We start from the raw sequence: 19,200 nt of genomic DNA, 5'->3' as shown, positions 1-19,200 counted from the left end.
GCAGGGTAGGCCAAGGTCATATGCCCCCACTGGCGCCCAGTTGGTCCCGCGGGTGCGGATCCACTGCGGGCCACCACGGGTGTCTGGGGCCGTCAGTCGGAGGTCCCGGTCGGTTGGACGCGGAAGAGACGCGGAAGAGACGCGGAAAAGGGGCCCCGTCCCAAGCCCCTGATGGCTTGGACGACGCCCCTGCTCTCGTACGGCTACCAGCTATTCGGGCAGCCGGTAGCCCATGCCCCGTACCGTCTCCACCCGGTCCGCGCCCAGCTTCTTGCGGAGGGCGCGGACATAGACGTCCACGATGTTGGAGCCCGGGTCGAAGTCATAGCCCCAGACATGGGAGAGGATCTGCTCTCGGGAGAGCACCTGCCCCGGGTGGCGGAGGAACAGCTCAAGCAGCACGAACTCACGTGCGGTCAGATCCACCATCCGCTCACCCGACCGGGCCCTGCGGGTGCGTAGATCGAGGGTGAGTTCGCCATTGCGCAGTACGGTCACCTCGGGTGCGCGGGCCGCTGTGCGCAGGCGCAGGCGTACCCGTGCCAGCAGTTCCTCGAAGCGGAAGGGCTTGGTCATCCAGTCGTCGGCGCCGCCCTCCAGGCCCGCCACCGTATCGCGTACGGAATCACGTGCGGTGAGCACGATCACCGGTACGGAGACCCGGGCCTCGCGCAGTTGGCGCAGTACGGTGAAGCCGTCCTTGCCGGGCAGTCCGATGTCCAGGACCACCAGGTCGAAGCCGCCGGTGATGGCGTAGTCGTAGGCCGCCTCACCGTCGCCGACGACGGTGGTGGTGAATCCATTGGCCCGCAGGCCCTTCTCGACGAAAGAGGCGATGCGTTCCTCGTCCTCGACGATGAGAATGCGGTTCACAGCGCGGCTTCCTCCATGTCCTTCCCTTCGTTCAGGTCGTTCGGTTCGTGCAGTTCGTGCAGTCCCTGGAAGACGAGGACGAAGGTGGCTCCGCCCCCTTCGGTCGGCCGCAGTTCGACAGCGCCGCCATTGCCTTCGGCTATGGCCTTGACGATGGCGAGGCCCAGTCCCGCTCCGGTGGCGCGGGCTCCACGGCGGGAGGTGCCGCGGCGGAACCGCTCGAAGATGACTTCCTGGTCCTGTGGTTGGACTCCCGGCCCGGTGTCGGCGACGTAGAGCTCGATCCCGTCCGCCCTGGCGCGGGAGCCGATGCTGACGCGTTGCCCGGGCACGGTGTGCTGCACGGCGTTCTGTGCCAGTTGGACCATGGCCTGGGTGATCCGCTGGGGGTCCAGCAGCACCTCGGCGTCCACCGCGCCGGCGAAGTTCCACTCGCGTTCCCCAAGGGCCCTGGCCTTGACGAACACATCGGCGGTCAACTCCCCGAGCTGCACCGGCTCGGGGGAGACGAAGTCGGGCCGCTCCGCCTTGGCGAGCAGCAGCAGATCCTCCACGATCCGGCTCATCCGCTCCAACTCCTCCAGCACGATCCGAACCGTCTCCTCCCGCTCGGCCGGGTCGTCTCCCATGAGTTCGAGATGACCGCGGACGATGGTGATGGGGGTGCGCAGTTCGTGTCCCGCGTCATCGACGAACTCGCGCTGGGCGGCAAAGGCCCGCTCCAGCCGGTCCAGCATGGCGTTGAAGGTCTCGGCGAGCGCGGCTATGTCGTCGCGGCCCTGTACCGGTATGCGCTGGGTGAGGTCCTGTTCGGTGAGTTGGGCCGCGGTCGTACGCACCAGGCGTACGGGTCGGAGTATCCGACCGGCGACCACCCAGCCGATGCCGATGGTCATCAGCAGTGCCACCCCGGAGATGGCGATCAGCATGGTGAAGATGTTTCCGGCCTTCTGCTGCTCGCCCTCCGGGTGGAAGGCGACGACGAAGGCCGCGGCCGGATGGCCCGCGCTGGCGCCGATCTCAACCTTGGCCCAGCGGATCTCGCCCTGGGGGCGGTGCAGGGTGCCGGTGGCGTTCGGGGACTTGAAGACGGCGGTCAGCGAGCGGGGGTCATCGGCCAGGGGGTGGTCCACCCGTACCTCGCGGAACTGCACGAGCGTCGCCGGGGGGGCGGGGTCCGCGCGCTCGATGAGTCCCAGCAGTTCCTCGTCCGGGTCGGCGTACTGCCGTTCCAGGAAGAGTCTCAGCAGCGGCTTCGGGGCGGTGAACCGCTGGCCGGTCTCCGGGTTGACCCCGCGGCGGGCGAGATTGGCGAACTCCTCCGCCTCCTGGGCCAGCAGATTGTCGATCCGGTGGTCCACATCGCGCAGGAGTACCGAGCGGGTGGCGGCGGCGACGGCGACGAGGGCCACCGCCATCACGACGACCAGCCAGAGCAGGATGCGCAGCCGGGCCGAGACCCAGGGGCGTCCGGAGTCAGCCGTCTTCACCGGTGTCGTCGCCGCCCGGGCCGTCGTCGCCCTGTCCGCCTCGCTCGTTGCCGTCGTCATTGTTGTCATCGCCCGATGGGCTGTCGCGGATCGGCGGCGGCGAAACCGTTTCGTTGCTGGGGGCGGGTACGGGCGTACTGGGTGAAGGGGACGGTGAGCCGCTCTCCAGCTCCACCTTGGGCGGGGCTTTGCGGTCGTCGGGGTTGTCGGTGAGGGCGTAGCTGGTCACCGCGATACCGAGGGGTATCGCGACGACTGCGGCGAGGGTCGCCAGGCGATGCGAGAAGACCATGGGTTCGATGGTGGCGGCTCTTGGCGGGCCGCCGCATGAGGCGCAGATGAAGAAGTCTTCATATTGTGCGCTGATGGTTCGTGTTCTTGGTGCTCAGGGGGTTGCGGGGAGGCCCGGGGCGCCGGTGTGGCGACGGGATCGATGGCCTCCCTGAGTGGCTCACGAGTCCAGACCGATGGCGAAGGCCGCTTCGAGGTCGTGCTGTGAATAGGTGCGGAAGGCCACATGGGTATCGGTGGCCTCCACGCCCGCGATCTTGCTGATGCGACCGGGGATCACATCCGCGAGGTCGTCGTGGCGGGCCACCCGGACCATGGCGATCAGATCGTAGGTGCCGGTGACGGAGAAGACCTCGCTGACGCTGTCCAGCGCGGCGATCGACTCGGCGATCTCCGGGATGCGGTCCACGCTGGTCTTGATGAGCACGATCGCGGTGATCACGGTTGACTGTCTCCCTCGGGGGCCGCGGTTTGGACCTTCACTCTAGCCCGGCGCCCATAGCGCCCCCAGGCGTAGCAGAACCCGGTGCCGAAGCCCACCACATGTGCGAGATAGGCCACACCGGGTCCGCCGCTGCCGGCGCCGGAAGCCGCCAGCCACTGGAGGACGAACCAGAAGATCAGCACGAGCCAGGCGGGAAAGCGTAGGGGTAGGAAGAAAAGGAACGGGAAGAGGCTGGTGACCCGGGCCTTCGGGAAGAGGAAGAGGAACGCGCCGAGCACCCCCGAGATCGCCCCGGAGGCTCCGACGAGGGTCTGCTCCGAGTCCATGTTGGCCACCGCGTAGGCGCAGAGCGCGAGATAGCCGGTGGCTGTGTAGAACAGGGCGAATCCGATCTGTCCCATGCGCTCTTCGGCCATCGCGCCGAAGACATAGAGGAACAGCATGTTGCCGAGGAGATGCAGCCAGTTGCCGTGGACGAAGAGTGCGGTGAGGGGGGTCAGCAGGGTGCCAGAGTCGCCACTCATCAATTCGGCGGGGATCACCCCCCACCTTTCGAAGTACGCGGCCTGTGCCGCGAGCAGGGCGTCTCCGGTGCCGTACGACGCATTGACCCCTGATACGGGACTAACGAGAAAGACCGCACAACAGACGGCGATCACCCCATGCGTCACCGTGGGCCCTGCCATCACGCCCCGGACCGTTCTGAGGGCCACACCCCGCCAATCGATCACGGACAGATCATGGCGTAGTGGGCGGGAACGGTACAGAGTGCCTCGCCGTGCCCCTGGGTACCCGCGAGGCCATAGAGTTACAGGGAGTACACCCGCAGTTCGACGGCGCACCGCGGACCTCGCTTCCATACCGGGAAATCCGAGACGGGATCCTGACGTCTCAGAGAAGTCGGCGAGACCCTGAAGTCTCGGCGAAGTCTCAGCGAAGCCCAGAGAAGTCTGAGAGACAAGGACGGCACGATGACGACGACGGTTCCCAAGCCGACGGCCGGCACCCGCTGGCGCTGCACGCTCTGCGGCAATCTCACCCGCTTCGATGTCACCCGTTCCTCCAAGGTCGTCGAGTACGTCCATCTGGACCTCGCGGGAGAGGCCAAGGTCGAGGAGCGCGAGGTGCTGAGTGAGACCATCGAGTCCGTGCGCTGTCGTTGGTGCAATGCCGTGGACAAGATCGAGCTGGTGGACAGGCCGGGCGCCGGTTCCTAACGGGAGCGACGCGAGGCGCAGCAGACTAATGAGGTGACGGATCGTGGAGCAGCCTGACAGTGGCGCCGAACCGGCCTCCGCGGCCGGTGACGCCGCGGAGGCGCTCGACCGACCGTTGCCAGAAGGCGTACGGCGCCGGGTGGTCGCCCTGGTGTCGGACGCGTTCGGTGGTCTGACAGTCGCCGAACTACCTGCTCAGCTGCGCCAGTACGCCCGCTTCACCCCGTCCCGGCGCGCCAAGTTCGCGGGCAACGCGATGGCGGCCGCGCTGGAGAGCGACCCCGTCTTTCGACAGCGCATCGGCGAGAAGCTCAGCCAGGCCCAGCCCGAACTCTGCGCCGCACTGGCGGCTGGATCACCGCCCGCGGCCGCCGACCCGCTCGATGTGGCGGCGGCGGCCTATGTGCTACGCCCCGCCGGATGGGTGAAACTCGTCGCCGCCGCCGGCGAGGAGGCCCAGCGGGCCGACGCCGAGCGCGCCGACGAGGCGGGCAGGCGAGAGCTGGAGCGGCTGCGCGAGGAGCTGTTCGAGGCGCGGGCGCACACCAAGAGCGAGACCGAGCGACTGCGTACCGAGTTGGAGACGACCCGCAAGGAAGCCGAATCGCTGCGCCGGAAGGTGCGCAGCGCCCAGAGCGACCTCAAGCGCGGTGAGGCGGCCCTGCGGCAGGCGGGCGCCGAGATCGACACCGTACGTACGGAAGCCGCCACCCAGGTGTCCGCCGCCGAGTCCGAGGCCCGACGGCTGCGCGCCCGCCTCGGGGAGGCCGAGGCCGCCGTGGAGGCGGCCAGACGGGCGGGCCGTGAGGGCCGCTCCGTCGAGGACATGCGGCTGCGGCTGCTGCTGGACACCGTGCTGGACGCGGCCCAGGGGCTGCGCCGGGAGCTGGCCCTGCCACCCGCGTCCATCCGTCCCGCCGATCTGGTGGACGCGGTGGAACCGGGCAGGCTGTCGCCCAAGGACATCGCTTCCCGCGCCCTGTCCGAGACCGATCCGGCACTGCTGGATCAGCTGCTGGCCCTGCCGCAGGCACATCTGGTCGTCGACGGCTACAACGTCACCAAGACCGGCTATCCCACCATGCCGCTGGAGAAGCAGCGCTTGCGCCTGCTGGGCGGACTCTCGGTGCTCGCGGCGCAGTCAGGTGCGGAGATCACCTGTGTCTTCGACGGCGCCGAGTTGGCGGCTCCGGTGCTGCTCGCCCCGCCGCGCGGAGTGCGGGTGCTCTTCTCCAAGGCGGGTGTCACGGCCGATGAGCTGATCCGGCAACTGGTGCGGGCCGAGCCCTCGGGTCGCCCGGTGGTGGTGGTCTCCACCGACCGCGAGGTCGCGGACGGGGTGGCCAAGGCCGGTGCCCGTCCCGTTGCCTCGGCGATGCTGCTCAAGCGGCTGTCCCGGGTCTGAGCGCGCTCCCCGGCGACTTGGGGGAAGCGATCGCTTCCGGATGGCATTCCTATGGAATGCCAACGTGAGCGCCGAATGCCGGAATTGGTGGCATCGATGGGGAACGGTGGGTCAAGTCCCTCACTGTGGGTGGAAGAGAAGTAAAGAAAACGCTCCTGGGCCAAGATTTTTCCCGACAGGATTTGAACTGATCACAAGAACGTCACTAGGGTCAGGCGTCGAACCTTCGCGCGGTCGATCGCCCATCCGGGGCGAACAGCGAAGGCGCCGCCGCGTCTGTGCATTCAGCCGATTCCCGGGGGAGTTGTGTGCGCGGAGCCGGGGAGCAATCCCCACCGACCCGGTAGGCGGCTCTGAGGAAGAAGGAGCTCGCCTTCGTGGCGTCCCACCGTCGTCCCAAGCAGCCGGGCCGCACTCGGGTGACCGTGCTCACCGCGACCGCCGCCGCAGCAGTCGCACTGACGTCCCAGACCGCTCAGGCCGATCCCAAGCCGAGCAAGACAGAGGTCAAGGCCAAGGTCGACAAGCTCTACGAGGAAGCTGAGAAGGCGACCGAGAAGTTCAACGGTGCCAAGGAGCGTCAGGACAAGCTCCAGAAGCAGGTCGACACCCTCCAGGACCAGGTCGCCCGCGGCCAGGACGGTCTCAACGACCTCCGGGACAAGCTCGGTTCGGTGGCCAGCGCCCAGTACCGCTCGGGTGGCATGGACCCCTCGCTCCAGCTCTTCCTCTCGTCCGACCCGGACACCTTCCTCGACAGGGCCTCCGCGCTCGACCACCTCGGTGACAAGCAGCAGGAAGCCATCGCCGAGATCCAGAACAAGCAGCGCGCCCTTGCGCAGCAGCGCAAGGAGGCCCAGGGCAAGCTCACCGACCTGGCCGACACGCGCAAGGAACTCGGCGCCAAGAAGCGCGAGGTGCAGACCAAGCTCGCCGACGCGCAGAAGCTGCTGAACTCCCTCAGCGTCCAGGAGCGCAAGGCCCTCAAGGCCGAGGAGAAGCGCGCCGACCGGACCAATCAGCGGGCCGCCCTCAGCGACCCCAGCGAGGCCAAGCCCGCCACCGGGCGCGCGACTTCCGCGTACGCCGCCGCCCAGAGCAAGCTCGGCCAGCCGTATGTCTACGGCGCCTCGGGGCCGAACTCCTTCGACTGCTCGGGCCTCACCTCCTGGGCCTTCGCCCAGGCCAATGTCTCCATCCCCCGCACCTCCCAGGCGCAGGCCAACATCGGGCAGCGGATCAACTCGCAGAGCGATCTGCGCCAGGGCGACCTGGTCTTCTTCTACGACGATCTGCACCACGTCGGCTTCTACGCCGGTAACGGCCAGGTCCTGCACGCCCCGCGCACCGGAGCGAACGTGCGCTACGAGCCCATCAGCAACATGCCCTACATGTTCGGGGTCCGCGTCTGAAGACGCGCGGGGGCGGCCTGACGGCCCGCCGCGCCCCACCCCCGATCGGGGGATTTCCCGTTCCCTCTGCTGACGTCGCGCCCCGCCGGTGACCTGTGGTCTCCCGGCGGGGCGCGGCCGTATGTGTACGGCGAGGTCGTTGGTCGCTGTGTGTTCGCCCGACTACTGTCTGGCGCGCAGCAGACCTCGTACGGCGTCCGCACGGTGTGTTCGTGCGGCGCTGTTCTCGTACCAGCGGATTCGGTCAACGGATTCGTGCAGCGGAAGGGAGCGCGGCCCGTGGCGTCCCATCGACGGCCCACACAGTCCGGTCTCACTCACAGTGCCCGGGTCACCGTTCTGTCAGCGGCGGCGGCGACGGCTGCGGCGACGTTCGGGGCCACCCCGGCGGGCGCCGATCCGCATACCTCGCCAGAGCGTGCGCGGGCCACCGTGGACCGGTTGTTCAAGGAGGCCGAAGTGGCCACCGAGAGCTTTAACAGTGCAGGTGAGCGCGTTGCCCAGCTGCGCGAAGAGGTGGATGAGGCCCAGGACGGCGTGGCCCGGGGGCAGGAGCGCATCAACCGTATGCGGGAGGCCCTCGGTTCGGTGGCGGGCGCCCAGTACCGGTCCGGTGGGGTCGATCCCACCCTTTCCCTGCTGCTCTCGTCCGACCCGGACACCTTCCTCGCGCAAGCCGAGATGCTGCACATGGTCACCGAACGTCAGCACTCGGCCCTTCTGGAACTCCAGCGAGCCCAGCGCAGCATCGGCCAACTGCGCACCGAAGCCGCCCGGGACCTCTCCGAACTGGAACGCAGCAGGGATTCCGTCGCCCGCCACAAACGCGCGGTCGAGCGGAAGCTCGCCCAGGCGCAGAGACTGCTGAACTCGCTTCCCGCCGGAGAACGCGGAGAGTACGACCGGGCTTCGCGCTCCGGCCGTGGCGCACTGCCCGCGCTCTCGGGAGACGCCCCCGCCTCCGCCCGGGCCGCCACCGCGGTCTCGGCCGCTCGTAGCGCGGTGGGCAGGCCTTACGTGTGGGGCGCCAACGGACCGTCCGGCTTCGACTGCTCCGGACTCATGCAGTGGTCCTACGCACGGGCCGGCGTAGGACTGCCCCGCACCTCGCAGGCACAGCGGTACGCGGGCCGTCAGGTGCCGCTCTCCGAGGCCCGTCCCGGCGATCTGGTGGCCTATCGCGCCGACGCCAGCCATATCGGGATGTACATGGGCAACGGCCAGGTCGTACACGCGCCCTACCCCGGCGCATCGGTCCGCTATGACCCGGTCGGCATGATGCCCATCTCCTCCATCACTCGCGTCTGAGTACCGCCGTCAGCTCCGCACAGCGGCCCGCTGGTCCGCAGGTTCCGTACCATCGGCGGGTGGAAGGTCATGGTCCCGGTCGACGCCGGGCGATACGGACGGCGGCGGCGCTCGGCGCTGCCGTGGCTCTGCTGACCCCCTCGCTGCTGGTGGGCTGCGCGGACCCGAAGGCCTCCGACGGTTCGGTACGGGGCATCCAGCGCACCCTCGACGCCCGCGCGGCGGCCGTACTCGCGCGCGACGAGCACAGCTACCTCGCACAGTTCGCACCCGAGGCCACCCAGCTACGGGCGGAGGAACGCCGGCAGTTCCACAACCTCGCCGAGGTGCCGTTCGACTTCTGGGAGTACCGGGCCGCCCATGTGCGCCGCGACGGGGCGCAGGCCAGCGCCGATGTGGAACTGCGCTACCGCATCACCGGATATGACAGCGCCCCCGTGATCTCCGCCCGCAGAGTGGAACTCGGGCTGCGGGACGGCCGCTGGTACGTGACGGCCGACAGACCCGCCAAGGACAGCGCCCAACAGCTCTGGCAGCAGGGACGGGTACGGGCCGTGCACGGTGAGCGGAGCCTGGTGCTCGGCGTCGACCAGGACACCGCCCGGCTCAAGGCCCTCGCCCAGCGCGCCGATCGCGCCGTGCCCGCGGTCTCCGACGCCTGGCCGTCGCGGTGGGCCCGACGCGTCGTGGTGCTGGTGCCGGCCTCGCTGGAGGCCATGGGGGCGCTGCTGGGCGCGCCCGCGACCAGCTACCGCGGTATTGCCGCCGTCACCACGGGGGAGACCGGCAGGGCGGGTGCCACCCCCGCGGACCGGGTGATCGTGAACCCCTCCGCGTACGCGGTCCTCGGTGACTTCGGCCAGGATGTGGTGCTCACCCATGAGACCGCCCATGTGGCCACCCGCGCCCACACCTCCCACGCCACCCCGATGTGGTTGTCGGAGGGGTTCGCCGACTGGGTGGCGTACCGCGGCAGCGGTCGCACCGCGAGCCAGAGCGCGCCCGAACTCCAGCGTGCGGTACGCGCGGGCGACGTGCCCCCCGCGCTGCCGTCCGACGACGACTTCGCCTTCGGCGCGCAGCCGGACGCCTTGGCGCGCGCCTATGAAGGCGGCTGGCTGGCCGCTGAGCTGATCGCCGAGCGGTGGGGCGAGAAGAACCTGACGACGTTCTACCGCGAGGTGGGCGCGGCCAAGTCCCGGGCCGGCGCCGTCGAGAAGGCGATGGCCGAGGTGCTGGAGACGACACCGGAGCACTTCACCGTGCAGTGGCGCAACCATCTGCGGGAGCGGCTGGGGGGCTGAGCCCGGCCAAGTCCTTCGGACAGCGAGGCGCGGGCGTTCATCGGGCCGGGTCCTATGAGGCGAGCAGTTGACCGTCCTGATCGGGTGCCGCCATCTGACCGCCGGCGCGCGGCTCCCGGACCGTGCCGCGCCACAGCCGTAGGGCCGCGGTCACCGCCGCCGCCACCAGCAGACCGTTCCGTACCACCAGCAGCGACACCCCCAGAGGGTCACTCGCCACCACCTGCGCGAACCAGATCGGGAACTCCAGCGTCGTCACCGCGGTCGCCGCCAGCACCAGGGCGGCGGGTAGCGCCATACGGCTGCCCGCCAGCACCAGGCAGACCGCTGCCAGGCCCACCAGCCAGAGCAGATACTGCGGGCTGATCACACGGCTGGTGGCCGTGAACAGCAGTACGGCGGTGAACGCCGCGTCCGCCAGGGAGCCGGGACCGAAGGCGCGGGCCCGCCAGCGCCACAGGACGAGCCAGCCGAGCGCGAGCAGCGCCAGCGCCAACGCGAGCGATGACACCAGCGGGACATGCGGTCCGAGGAACTCCAGTGAGCCGTAGTTCAACAGCACCCGCCCCTCCCAGCCGAAGTGCCGGGCGACATGGAACACCAACGCGCCCAGCGACTCCACCTCCGTCCCCCGATCCCGCTGGAAGAGCAGAAAGGCCAGCGCCCCCGGCAGCGCCACCACGAACCCCACCGTCAGCCCGATCGCCGTGCCCGCCGCCGTACCCCAGGCCAGCCGGGTGGCGCGGCCCCGCGGCACCCCGATGAGCAGCAGCAGCGGCCACACCTTGAGCAGTGCGCCCAGGGCGGCCAGGGCACCCAGGGCCCTGGGACGACGGGCGCCCGCCAGGAGGGCGGCGACGGCCACCGCGGTGACCATCAGGTCGTAGCGCGCGTATCCGGTGGGGCCCAGCAGGGGTACGCCCACGATCCACACCCAGGCCCCGCGCGGGGAGTTGCCGGGGCGGGTCGCCGCGTACCGCAGCAGCACGAACACCAGGGCGTCGCAGAGCAGGATGAGGACGAAGAACGCGGAGGCGTAGTCGAGGAAGGGCAGCAGCGCGGGCGAGAGAATGGCGAGCGCGGCGGCCGGCGGGTACTGCCAGGTCACATCGTCCAGCGGATAGAAGCCCGCCCGCAGGGTCTCGTACCAGCGGTGGTAGATCACCGACACATCGGCGGTCACATCGGGCCCCGGGAACGGGACGACCTGGTGGACCCAGAGCAACAGCACGGCCCGGGTGAGGAGCCACACCGAGCCCTGCGCCACCGGTCCCGACCGCAGATCCGTCATAGGCCCTCGCATCCCTCAGCCGGACGGCATGGTGAATTGTCAATAATGTCGGGAAGATCCCGATGGGGATGCTCAGACAGGGCCGGCGTCCGGGGGAGAGGACACCTTCGGGCTGGGCATACCGCGGACCCCGGAAGGCATCTTCGGAGTGGAGGCCTCGGCTGCCGTGTCCCCTGCGGTGCGCTCGCTCCAGGCGGGGCCACTCGGTCGCCCCGACGGATTTGGGTACTGTCGGGCCCGATGCACAAGACCTTGATCGTGACCAATGACTTTCCGCCCAGGCCCGGCGGGATCCAGGCGTTCCTCCACAACATGGCGCTGCGACTGGACCCGGACCGCCTCGTTGTCTACGCCTCCACCTGGAAGCGCGGCCATGAGGGCGCCGAGGCGAGCGCGGCCTTCGACGCGGAGCAGCCGTTCACCGTGGTGCGCGACCGCACGACCATGCTGCTGCCGACACCGCGGGTCACCAGCCGAGCCGTCTCCCTGCTGCGGGAACACGGCTGTGAGTCCGTCTGGTTCGGGGCGGCCGCACCGCTCGGCCTGATGGGCCCCGCGCTGCGCAAGGCCGGCGCCCGGCGGCTGGTCGCCACCTCGCACGGCCATGAGGCCGGTTGGGCGCAGCTCCCCGCGGCCCGGCAGTTGCTGCGCCGGATCGGCAACGGCACCGACACCATCACCTACCTGGGCGAGTACACCCGCTCCCGCATCGCCGCCGCACTCAGCCCTGAGGCGGCCGGGCGGATGGTGCAACTGCCTCCCGGAGTGGATGAGAAGACCTTCCACCCGGACTCGGGCGGGGCCGAGGTGAGGCGCCGTCTCGGGCTCGCTGACCGTCCCGTGGTGGTCTGTGTCTCCCGGCTGGTACCGCGCAAGGGGCAGGACACCCTGATCCAGGCCATGCCCCGGATCCTGGCGAGGATCCCGGACGCGGTGCTGCTGATCGTCGGGGGCGGGCCGTATGAGAAGGAGCTACGCCGGCTCGCCGAGACCGTGGGGGTCTCGACCTCCGTCGTGTTCACCGGAGCCGTGCCCTGGGCGGAGCTACCCGCCCACTACGGCGCGGGCGATGTGTTCGCGATGCCCTGCCGGACTCGGCGGGGCGGGCTCGACGTCGAAGGGCTCGGGATCGTCTATCTGGAGGCCTCCGCCACCGGTCTCCCGGTGGTCGCGGGCGACTCGGGCGGGGCCCCGGACGCGGTACTCGACGGGGAGACCGGATGGGTGGTGCGCGGTGGCTCGGCCCAGGACGCCGCCGAACGGATCACCGCCTTGCTGCTGGACCCGGAGTTGCGGCGGCTGATGGGGGAGCGTGGCAGGCGGTGGGTGGAGGAGAGGTGGCGTTGGGATCTCCTGGCGGCGCGGCTGAGGGAACTGCTCTGACCCCTTGAGCCCGGGCCGCTCCGAGACCAAGGCCCCAGGCCTGAGCAGGGTCGGGGCTCCGGGCTCGTCGTCCGCCCCGGGGCAACCGTGCGCCGCTCCGAGACCAAGGCCCGGAGCCCAAGCAGGGCTAGGGCTCCCGGCTCTTGGTCCGCCCCGGGACGACCGTGCGCCGCTCCCCGGCCGGTGCCCCAGATCAGCTGGTATCCGATGCGCCGTCATATGCGGGCATCGCCAGCCAGCCAGCCGCCGTGTCCTGGTTCGGCCGTATCGGGCCCTTGCCGTGAGCTGTCGAGCCGTCCCCCGCCGTTGCCGGCGATGGGGCACTCCGGGTCTGCCGTCCGGGCGGCCAAGACCGCACCCGCCCGACCCACCGGCACCCGACCCACCGGCACCCGGTCTGGTCGTCCGGCACTCGGGCCCGGCCGCCTGACCGGACCTGGCGTAACACTTACTAGCCGCGGTAGATCCCCTCGATCTCATCCGCGAAGTCCTTCGCCACCACATTGCGCTTCAGCTTCAGCGACGGGGTGATGTGCCCGGCGTCCTCGGTGAACTGAGCGGCCAGGATCCGGAACCTGCGCACCGACTCCGCCTTGGAGACGGCCGCGTTGCCGTCGTCCACCGCCCGCTGGATCTCGGCCAACAGCTCAGGGTCCTCCCGGAGCACGGCCGCGGTCGATCCGGCGGGTTTGCCGTGGTCGGCCGCCCAGCGGCCGAGGAAGTCCTCGTCCAGCGTGATCAGCGCCCCGACGAAGGGCCGCCCGTCGCCCACCACCATGCACTCCGCGATCAGGGCATGGGCGCGGATACGGTCCTCGATCACCGCGGGAGCGACGTTCTTGCCGCCCGCGGTCACCAGGATCTCCTTCTTGCGCCCCGTGATCGTGAGGTACCCGTCCTGATCGAGCGCACCGATGTCACCGGTGTGGAACCAGCCGTCGGCCAGCGCCTCCGCGGTGGCCGCCGCGTTGTTCCAGTAGCCCTGGAAGAGGTGCTCACCGTGCAGCAGCACCTCACCGTCGTCGGCGATCCGCACCACCGATCCCGGCAGCGGCTGCCCGACGGTGCCGATCTTCTGCCGGTCCCACGGGTTGAAAGCGGTCGCCGCGCATGACTCGGTGAGGCCGTACCCCTCAAGGACGGTGAAGCCGATGCCGCGGAAGAAGTGCCCCAGGCGCTCGCCCAGGGGAGCGCCACCGGAGATCGCGTACTCGCCGCGCCCGCCCAGCACCGTCCGCAGCTTGCCGTAGACCAGCCGATCAAAGATCTTGTGCTTGATCCGCAGCCCGAACGACGGGCCCTTCGCGGTGTCCAGGGCCCGGCTGTAGGAGATGGCCGTCTGTGCGGCCATATCGAAGATCTTGCCCTTGCCGTCGGCCTGCGCCTTGGCGCGTGCCCCGTTGTAGACCTTCTCGAAGACCCGGGGTACGCCGAGGATCAGCGTCGGCTGGAAGGAGGCCAGCTCATCGGTCAGATTCTTCACATCGGACACACAGCCCAGCTTGATCGGGGCCATCACGGCGGCCACCTCGACCAGCCGACCGAAGACATGTGCGGCTGGGAGGAACAGCAGCACCGAGCACTCGCCCGTACGGAAGAGCGGCTTCAACCGCTCCACCGCGTTGCCGCATTCGGCGAAGAAGCTGCGGTGAGTGAGCACACAGCCCTTGGGACGCCCGGTGGTACCCGAGGTGTAGACGATGGTGGCCGGGTCGTCCGCCTTGGCGGCCCTGGTCCGCTCGTCCACGACCGAGTCCTCGACCTCGGCGCCCATCGAGATCAGCTCGGCCACCGCGCCGCCGTCGATCCCCCAGAGATGACGCAGCGCCGGCAGTCGATCGCGTACGGACTCCACCGCGGCGATATGGGCGTCGCTCTCCACGAGCGCGGCGACCGCGCCGGAGTCGGAGAAGATCCAGGAGACCTGCTCGGCCGAGCTGGTCTCGTACACCGGCACGGTCACCGCCCCGGCGCTCCAGATCGCGAAGTCCAGCTGCACCCACTCATACCGGGTACGGGACATCAGGGCCACACGGTCACCCGGTTGGATGCCCGCCGCGATCAGCCCCTTGGCGGCCGATCGCACCTCGGCGAGGAACTGCCGGGCGGTGACATCCTCCCAGCCGCCCGCGACCTTCCTGCCGACGACCGCGACATCGGGGTGCTGCGCTGCGTTGCGGCGGATCAGGTCTGTCAGGTTTCCGTCCGACGGGACCTCGTACAGGGCCGGAAGGCTGAACTCGCGCAAAACTGCTGCTCCTCATCGGGCTCCGGCGCCACGGCTCTGTGTAGTGCACCGGCTGCGGTCCAAGAACGGGCTGGTGCTCAGGGGTGAGCGGAATCGACTGCCCGGACGTTACCCACCGGTACTCGGTTCCGGGTAGGGGTTTCCGGCCAGATGTTCCCTGCATCACATGCATATGGCAGTACTTCGCGCAGAGTAGTGCACTCCTCCCCGGACCCGGAAGAACGACCGGCCTGCCCTACTGTCCAGCCACCGCGACTGCGCCCTAGGGTGACCGCCATGCGGGTCAATGTGATCAGTGATGTGCACGGCAACACCCAGGATCTCGCCAGAGCGGGGGAGGGCGCCGATGCCTTGGTCTGCCTCGGCGACCTTGTCCTCTTCCTCGACTACGCCGACCGTTCACGCGGCATTTTCCCTGATCTGTTCGGTCTGGAGAACGCCGAGCTGATCGTGGAGCTGCGCACTGCCCGCCGCTTTGACGAGGCCCGCGAGCTGGCCCGCGGCCTCTGGGCGGAACTGGGGGAGGACCGGGACGGCACCATTGAGCTGGCGGTACGCCGTCAGTACGCCGAACTCTTCGCCGCTTTCCCCACTCCTACGTACGCCACCTACGGCAATGTCGATATCCCTGCACTATGGCCGGAATACGCCCATGAGGGCACCACGGTCCTCGATGGTCAACGGGCCGAGATCGGCGGTTTGACCTTCGGCTTCGTCGGGGGAGGTCTGCGCACCCCGATGCACACCCCCTATGAGATCTCGGACGAGGACTACGCGGCCAAGGTCGAGGCGCTCGGTGAGGTCGATGTGCTCTGCTCGCACATTCCGCCGGAGATGCCGGAGCTGACCTATGACACCGTCGCCCGCCGTTTTGAGCGGGGAAGCTCGGCGCTGCTGGACGCCATTCACCGCACCCGCCCCCGCTACGCCCTCTTCGGCCATGTCCATCAGCCCCTCGTCCCCCGGATGCGTGTCGGGGCGACCGAGTGTGTGAACGTCGGGCATTTCGCCTCGACCGGCCGACCGTGGACCCTGGAGTGGTGAAGCCCACCCCACCCAGCCGGTGAATCCTCCCCGCGCCGGGGCTCCGCTCCCGATTCGGCGCCGGAGGGCCGCAGCCGGACGTCACCCTCGGTCGCGATAGCCTCTGCACCATCAGTAACCGGTCCGTACCGCACTCCAGGGAGCCGCAGCGATGGCGGAACACACCAGCTCAAGCATCACCATTGAGGCGGCGCCGGCCGAAGTGATGGGAGTGATCTCCGACTTCGACCGCTACCCCGAGTGGACCGGCGAAGTGAAGCAGGCCGAGGTGATCTCCAGAGACACCGAGGGCCGCGCCGAGCAGGTCAGACTGGTCCTCGACGCCGGTGCGATCAAGGACGACCACACCCTGGCGTACACCTGGAACGGTGCGAACCAGGTCAGTTGGACCCTGGTCAAGTCCCAGATGCTGCGGGCCATCGACGGCTCCTACACCCTCACCCCCGTCGGCGGTGGCGATCGCACCGAGGTCACCTACCGACTCACCGTCGACGTCAAGATCCCCATGCTCGGGATGATCAAGCGCAAGGCGGAGAAGGTCATCATCGACCGGGCCCTGGACGGGCTGAAGAAGCGCGTCGAGAGCGGACAGACCCACTGATGCGGCAGGTCCTCGTCACCGGCCTCGGAGGCGCGGGCCGCACCACCGTCGCCGCGGCGACCGCGCTCGTCGCGGCCGAATCCGCGGCAGTGAACCCCGACGCACCTGTGACCCGGGTGCTGTTCCTCTCCACCGACCCCGCTCCCGTCCTCGGTGTGCCGGTGGCCCCCGCGCCAGGACTGCGCACCACCGAGCTCTCCGACGGCTTCCACGCCGTTGAGATCACCGAAGGGCTGTGGGCCGCCCGTATCGACAGCGCTGCCCGCTTCCGGACCGAGTTCCTGGCCCTGCAGGAACGCGCCTCGACCGCTCTCGATCTGCTCGGCGCCACCCGGCTCGCGGACGAGGAACTGACGGAACTCCCCGGCAGCGAACAGGCCGCACTCCTCAGAGCCCTGGCCGCGGCCGCCCTTGGCGACTGGGACACCGTCGTCGTCGACATGCCGCCCGTGCGGGAGACGATCGCGCTGCTCGCCCTCCCCGAACAGCTCCGCCGCTATCTGCGCCGGCTGCTGCCGCCCGAGCGGCAGGCCGCTCGTGCCCTGCGGCCCCTACTCGCCTCGTTCGCCGGGGTCCCGATGCCCGCCCACTGGCTGTACGAGACGACGGCCCGCCTGGACGCGGAACTCGCCGCGGTCCAGCAGGTGATCGAGTCCCCCGATACGGTGCTGAGACTGGTCGCCGAACCCGGCCTGACCGCGGCCGACGCGCTGCGGACCGCCCGGACCGGCCTGGCCCTGCATGACCTGCGGATAGACCAGGTCATCGCCAACCGGGTCCTTCCGCGTCACTCCGCCGACCCCTGGCTCGCGGGGCTCGCCGCGCAGCAGGAGAAGACCCTGCACGAGTGGTACGACGAGTGGGGGCCGCACTCCCCGGTCAGTGAGGTCGCCCATGCCGGGCGGGACCCGCGGGGCCTCGATGCACTGCGTGATATCGGCGCCGAACTGCACCGACACACCGCCCGCGGCCCGGCAGGAACCACCGCCGCCGACACCTACCTTGCCGCTGGCACCCCTGGCGATGACCTCCCATCGAAGCGGGTCATCGACCAACGCTCCGAGGACGGCACCTTCGTCTGGGTGCTCTCCCTGCCCGGGGCCGTCAAGGGAGATGTCCATCTGGTGCGCCGGGGCGAAGAACTGGTCCTCACCGTCGGACCGTTCCGCAGGATCGTTCCGCTGCCGTCCCTGCTGCGCCGTTGCACCGTCTCCGGGGCGGCGCTCACCGATGGCGCGCTGCGGGTTCGATTCACCCCCGACCCCGATCTGTGGCCGCGTACCCGCTGAACCGGTCACGTTCGTTCGGGTACCGTCGAGTGTACGAATACCCATCGCCGGACCAAACGCCCTGTGCAGGAGTACGCCATGAGCGATGCCACCGAGCGGCCCGCCGACGCTGACGCCTGGGCTGACGCATGCGCCGAAGACCTCGCGGCGGAGAAGGCCCGCCGCCGCGCCGAGTACGGTTCACCGCCCGGCTCCGCCGGCGATGAGCTGCGGAAGCTCTTCGGGGCGGTCGCCGACAAGGTCTCGGAGTTTCAGTCCTCGCTGCCGGGAGTGGCAGCCCAGAGCGCCGTACAGCAACTGGTCAACCAGGCCAAGTCCGCGGTTGAGCCGGTCCTCGAACGCAACCCCCAGGTCTTTGACCACCTCGCGGCCGCGGGCGGCGAACTGCTCGCCGCCTATCGCTCCGCCGTCGAGGGCCAGGAGCGGCGTTGGACCCAGGGACCAGGTGACTCGTCGAGCGAGGCCAAGGCTGACGCCCCGGACAAGGACCCCTTGGAGAAGGGCGGCCCGAAGGCAGACGGCTTCAAGAAGGACGGCTCGAAGAAGGACGACGGCCCGGGTAGCGGCGAGCCCATCGATCTCGACTGATCATGGTCCAACGGCCCTCAGGTACGGTTGGCGCCAGTGGCTATACCGGGAACTGAGGGACACATGGGACTCACCATCGGCGTCGATATCGGCGGCACCAAGATCGCTGCGGGCGTTGTCGACGAGGCGGGCACGATCCTTGACACACACAAGGTGCCCACCCCACCGACACCCAGCGGCATCGTGGACGCCATCTGCACGGCGGTCGGCGCGGCCAGCAAGGGCCACCAGGTCGAAGCCGTCGGCATCGGCGCGGCCGGCTATGTCGACGACAAGCGGGCCACCGTCTTGTTCGCACCCAACATCGACTGGCGCCATGAGCCGCTGAAAGACAAGGTCGAGCAGCGTACCGGCCTCCCGGTGGTCGTCGAGAACGACGCCAACGCGGCGGCCTGGGGCGAGTACCGCTTCGGCGCGGGACAGGGCCACGACGACGTCATCTGCATCACGCTCGGCACCGGGCTCGGCGGCGGGATCATCATCGGCAACAAGCTGCGCCGCGGGCGCTATGGCGTGGCCGCCGAGTTCGGTCATATCCGCGTAGTGCCGGACGGCCTGCTCTGCGGCTGCGGCAGCCAGGGCTGTTGGGAGCAGTACGCGTCGGGCCGCGCCCTGGTCCGCTACGCCCGGCAGCGTGCCAACGCGACGCCCGAGAACGCCAAGGTCCTGCTGGGCCTCGGCGACGGCACCCCGGACGGCATCGAGGGCAAGCACGTCAGCGCCGCGGCGCGACAGGGCGACCCGGTCGCGACCGACTCGTTCCGGGAGCTCGCCCGCTGGGCGGGCGCCGGGCTGGCGGATCTGGCGTCCCTGTTCGACCCGTCGGCCTTTATCGTGGGCGGCGGTGTCTCGGATGAGGGCGAGCTGGTGCTCGGACCGATCCGCAAGTCCTACCGCCGCTGGTTGATCGGCGGACAGTGGCGTCCCCACGCCCAGGTCCTCGCGGCCCAGCTGGGCAACAAGGCGGGCCTGGTGGGTGCGGCCGACCTGGCCCGCCAGGGCTAGGGGCCT

18 protein-coding genes are annotated in these 19,200 nt (G+C 69.7%); 11 read left to right on the top strand and 7 right to left on the bottom strand.

Going from position 1 to position 19,200, the window contains the following annotated elements; all coding sequences use genetic code 11:
* Positions 1-210: 210 nt before the first annotated feature.
* The 5 genes from NBG84_RS30020 to NBG84_RS30000 form a co-directional block, all read right to left on the bottom strand.
* The gene (locus tag NBG84_RS30020) at positions 211-873 is read right to left on the bottom strand and encodes a response regulator transcription factor (RefSeq protein ID WP_250922793.1); all 663 of its coding nucleotides are present in this window, start codon (positions 871-873) and stop codon (positions 211-213) included.
* Positions 870-2,423 (bottom strand): sensor histidine kinase, encoded by a 1,554-nt coding sequence (locus tag NBG84_RS30015; protein WP_250922792.1) that lies wholly within the window; start codon positions 2,421-2,423, stop codon positions 870-872. The genes NBG84_RS30020 and NBG84_RS30015 overlap by 4 nt, the downstream gene beginning before the upstream one ends.
* Complete coding sequence (locus tag NBG84_RS30010) at positions 2,350-2,655, bottom strand: small secreted hydrophilic protein (RefSeq protein ID WP_250922791.1); 306 nt, start codon at positions 2,653-2,655, stop codon at positions 2,350-2,352. The genes NBG84_RS30015 and NBG84_RS30010 overlap by 74 nt, the downstream gene beginning before the upstream one ends.
* Positions 2,656-2,814: 159 nt before the next feature.
* Entirely contained in the window at positions 2,815-3,096 is a 282-nt protein-coding gene (locus tag NBG84_RS30005; RefSeq protein ID WP_250922790.1) for an Lrp/AsnC family transcriptional regulator, read from the bottom strand.
* Positions 3,093-3,830 (bottom strand): rhomboid family intramembrane serine protease, encoded by a 738-nt coding sequence (locus tag NBG84_RS30000; RefSeq protein ID WP_250922789.1) that lies wholly within the window; start codon positions 3,828-3,830, stop codon positions 3,093-3,095. Before NBG84_RS30000 ends, NBG84_RS30005 begins: the two co-directional genes overlap by 4 nt.
* A gap of 240 nt (positions 3,831-4,070) precedes the next feature.
* On the opposite strand from NBG84_RS30000, the gene NBG84_RS29995 reads away from it, so the two are divergent.
* The 5 genes from NBG84_RS29995 to NBG84_RS29975 all read left to right on the top strand — a co-directional run bounded on the left by NBG84_RS29995 (position 4,071) and on the right by NBG84_RS29975 (position 9,745).
* Entirely contained in the window at positions 4,071-4,316 is a 246-nt protein-coding gene (locus NBG84_RS29995; RefSeq protein ID WP_250922788.1) for a hypothetical protein, read from the top strand.
* A gap of 43 nt (positions 4,317-4,359) precedes the next feature.
* Positions 4,360-5,721, top strand: coding sequence for an NYN domain-containing protein (locus NBG84_RS29990; RefSeq protein ID WP_250922787.1), 1,362 nt, complete (start codon positions 4,360-4,362; stop codon positions 5,719-5,721).
* Between the two features lie 377 nt (positions 5,722-6,098).
* Positions 6,099-7,133, top strand: a complete 1,035-nt coding sequence (locus NBG84_RS29985) for a C40 family peptidase (RefSeq protein WP_250922786.1) — start codon at positions 6,099-6,101, stop codon at positions 7,131-7,133.
* A gap of 279 nt (positions 7,134-7,412) precedes the next feature.
* Positions 7,413-8,441: a C40 family peptidase gene (locus NBG84_RS29980; protein WP_250922785.1), complete on the top strand. Its 1,029-nt coding sequence runs from the start codon at positions 7,413-7,415 to the stop codon at positions 8,439-8,441.
* A 59-nt stretch (positions 8,442-8,500) separates the two neighbouring features.
* Positions 8,501-9,745 (top strand): gluzincin family metallopeptidase, encoded by a 1,245-nt coding sequence (locus NBG84_RS29975; protein ID WP_425608728.1) that lies wholly within the window; start codon positions 8,501-8,503, stop codon positions 9,743-9,745.
* Positions 9,746-9,797: 52 nt separating this feature from the next.
* Here the strand turns inward: NBG84_RS29975 and NBG84_RS29970 are convergent, their stop codons facing one another.
* Positions 9,798-11,036 (bottom strand): glycosyltransferase 87 family protein, encoded by a 1,239-nt coding sequence (locus NBG84_RS29970; protein ID WP_250922784.1) that lies wholly within the window; start codon positions 11,034-11,036, stop codon positions 9,798-9,800.
* 240 nt (positions 11,037-11,276) lie between these two features.
* Here NBG84_RS29970 and NBG84_RS29965 point away from each other — a divergent pair, with 240 nt between their 5' ends.
* Positions 11,277-12,419, top strand: a complete 1,143-nt coding sequence (locus NBG84_RS29965; protein WP_250922783.1) for a glycosyltransferase family 4 protein — start codon at positions 11,277-11,279, stop codon at positions 12,417-12,419.
* Positions 12,420-12,870: 451 nt separating this feature from the next.
* Here the strand turns inward: NBG84_RS29965 and NBG84_RS29960 are convergent, their stop codons facing one another.
* Entirely contained in the window at positions 12,871-14,667 is a 1,797-nt protein-coding gene (locus tag NBG84_RS29960; RefSeq protein WP_250922782.1) for an AMP-dependent synthetase/ligase, read from the bottom strand.
* 276 nt (positions 14,668-14,943) lie between these two features.
* Here NBG84_RS29960 and NBG84_RS29955 point away from each other — a divergent pair, with 276 nt between their 5' ends.
* The 5 genes from NBG84_RS29955 to NBG84_RS29935 all read left to right on the top strand — a co-directional run bounded on the left by NBG84_RS29955 (position 14,944) and on the right by NBG84_RS29935 (position 19,194).
* Positions 14,944-15,711, top strand: coding sequence for a metallophosphoesterase family protein (locus NBG84_RS29955; protein WP_250922781.1), 768 nt, complete (start codon positions 14,944-14,946; stop codon positions 15,709-15,711).
* Between the two features lie 151 nt (positions 15,712-15,862).
* Positions 15,863-16,312: an SRPBCC family protein gene (locus NBG84_RS29950; protein WP_250922780.1), complete on the top strand. Its 450-nt coding sequence runs from the start codon at positions 15,863-15,865 to the stop codon at positions 16,310-16,312.
* The gene (locus NBG84_RS29945) at positions 16,312-17,601 is read left to right on the top strand and encodes an ArsA family ATPase (RefSeq protein ID WP_250922779.1); all 1,290 of its coding nucleotides are present in this window, start codon (positions 16,312-16,314) and stop codon (positions 17,599-17,601) included. Before NBG84_RS29950 ends, NBG84_RS29945 begins: the two co-directional genes overlap by 1 nt.
* Before the next feature lie 78 nt (positions 17,602-17,679).
* Positions 17,680-18,189 (top strand): DUF5304 domain-containing protein, encoded by a 510-nt coding sequence (locus NBG84_RS29940; protein ID WP_250922778.1) that lies wholly within the window; start codon positions 17,680-17,682, stop codon positions 18,187-18,189.
* Positions 18,190-18,252: 63 nt separating this feature from the next.
* A complete protein-coding gene (locus NBG84_RS29935; protein ID WP_250922777.1) occupies positions 18,253-19,194 on the top strand; it encodes an ROK family glucokinase in 942 nt (313 codons plus the stop codon).
* The last annotated feature ends 6 nt before the right edge of the window (positions 19,195-19,200 follow it).

This window comes from Streptomyces albipurpureus, assembly GCF_023701525.1.
GTDB classification, from domain to species: domain Bacteria; phylum Actinomycetota; class Actinomycetes; order Streptomycetales; family Streptomycetaceae; genus Streptomyces; species Streptomyces albipurpureus.
Note: the sequence above shows the minus strand (reverse complement) of the source record. Positions and strands in the feature narration are given on the sequence as shown.

What these genes read in the sequence shown, in the direction of transcription:
- NBG84_RS30015 (WP_250922792.1), bottom strand. Translation starts at nt 2,423, where the DNA reads ATGACGACGGCAACGAGCGAGGCGGACAGGGCGACGACGGCCCGGGCG.
- NBG84_RS29955 (WP_250922781.1), top strand. Translation starts at nt 14,944, where the DNA reads ATGCGGGTCAATGTGATCAGTGATGTGCACGGCAACACCCAGGATCTC.
- NBG84_RS29935 (WP_250922777.1), top strand. Translation starts at nt 18,253, where the DNA reads ATGGGACTCACCATCGGCGTCGATATCGGCGGCACCAAGATCGCTGCG.
- NBG84_RS30010 (WP_250922791.1), bottom strand. Translation starts at nt 2,655, where the DNA reads ATGGTCTTCTCGCATCGCCTGGCGACCCTCGCCGCAGTCGTCGCGATA.
- NBG84_RS29970 (WP_250922784.1), bottom strand. Translation starts at nt 11,036, where the DNA reads ATGACGGATCTGCGGTCGGGACCGGTGGCGCAGGGCTCGGTGTGGCTC.
- NBG84_RS29945 (WP_250922779.1), top strand. Translation starts at nt 16,312, where the DNA reads ATGCGGCAGGTCCTCGTCACCGGCCTCGGAGGCGCGGGCCGCACCACC.
- NBG84_RS29965 (WP_250922783.1), top strand. Translation starts at nt 11,277, where the DNA reads ATGCACAAGACCTTGATCGTGACCAATGACTTTCCGCCCAGGCCCGGC.
- NBG84_RS29995 (WP_250922788.1), top strand. Translation starts at nt 4,071, where the DNA reads ATGACGACGACGGTTCCCAAGCCGACGGCCGGCACCCGCTGGCGCTGC.
- NBG84_RS29940 (WP_250922778.1), top strand. Translation starts at nt 17,680, where the DNA reads ATGAGCGATGCCACCGAGCGGCCCGCCGACGCTGACGCCTGGGCTGAC.
- NBG84_RS29950 (WP_250922780.1), top strand. Translation starts at nt 15,863, where the DNA reads ATGGCGGAACACACCAGCTCAAGCATCACCATTGAGGCGGCGCCGGCC.